Here is a 1,205-nt window from a genome sequence, read left to right as displayed (position 1 = left end):
GCGCTGACGCAAAGAACACCGGCACGGTCATCTCCGTGACGGACGGTATCTGCCGCATTCATGGCCTGTCGGGCGTGATGCAAGGCGAAATGCTGGAATTCCCGGGCAACACGTTCGGCCTCGCGCTGAACCTCGAGCGCGACTCCGTCGGCGCTGTGGTGCTGGGTGAGTACGAGCACATTTCCGAAGGCGACGAAGTCAAGTGCACGGGTCGCATTCTGGAAGTGCCGGTTGGCCCGGAACTGCTGGGCCGCGTGGTCAACGCACTGGGCCAGCCGATCGACGGCAAGGGCCCGATCAACGCCAAGAAGACGGACGTGATCGAAAAGGTCGCTCCGGGCGTGATCGCACGTCAATCGGTGAGCCAGCCGGTGCAGACCGGCCTGAAGTCGATCGACGCAATGGTGCCGATCGGCCGTGGCCAGCGTGAGCTGATCATTGGCGACCGCCAGACCGGCAAGACCGCTGTTGCAGTCGACGCCATCATCAACCAGAAGGGCAAGGGCATCTTCTGCGTGTACGTGGCAATCGGCCAGAAGGCTTCGACGATCGCCAACGTGGTGCGCAAGCTCGAAGAGCACGGCGCACTGGAATACACGATCGTGGTGGCTGCTGCCGCTTCGGACTCCGCTGCCATGCAGTACCTGTCGGCCTACGCCGGCTGCACGATGGGCGAATACTTCCGCGACCGCGCGAAGACGCCCTGATCGTGTATGACGATCTGACCAAGCAAGCTTGGGCGTACCGTCAGGTTTCGCTGCTGCTGCGTCGTCCGCCTGGCCGCGAGGCTTACCCCGGCGACGTGTTCTACCTGCACTCGCGTCTGCTGGAGCGTGCTGCGCGTGTGAACGCCGAGCACATCGAGAAGATCACCAACGGTGAAGTCAAGGGCAAGACCGGTTCGCTGACCGCACTGCCAGTGATCGAAACGCAGGCCGGCGACGTGTCCGCGTTCGTGCCGACCAACGTGATCTCGATTACCGACGGCCAGATCTTCCTGGAAACCGACCTGTTCAACGCCGGTGTGCGTCCCGCAATCAACGCCGGTATTTCGGTGTCGCGTGTGGGTGGTGCTGCTCAGACCAAGGTCATCAAGAAGCTGTCGGGCGGTATCCGTACCGACTTGGCTCAGTATCGTGAACTGGCTGCGTTCGCGCAGTTTGCTTCCGACCTGGACGAAGCGACCCGCAAGCAGCTCGAGCGCG

General features: G+C 62.7%; 1 pseudogene. It reads left to right on the top strand.

The features are described from left to right. Positions 1-1,205: pseudogene (gene atpA / locus FUT88_RS25975) on the top strand (F0F1 ATP synthase subunit alpha); the annotation flags it as partial.

This window comes from Ralstonia sp. TCR112, assembly GCF_007997035.1.
Lineage (GTDB): Bacteria > Pseudomonadota > Gammaproteobacteria > Burkholderiales > Burkholderiaceae > Ralstonia > Ralstonia edaphi.
The sequence above is the reverse complement of the archived record's forward strand: the minus strand, read 5'-3'. Positions and strand labels throughout refer to the sequence as shown.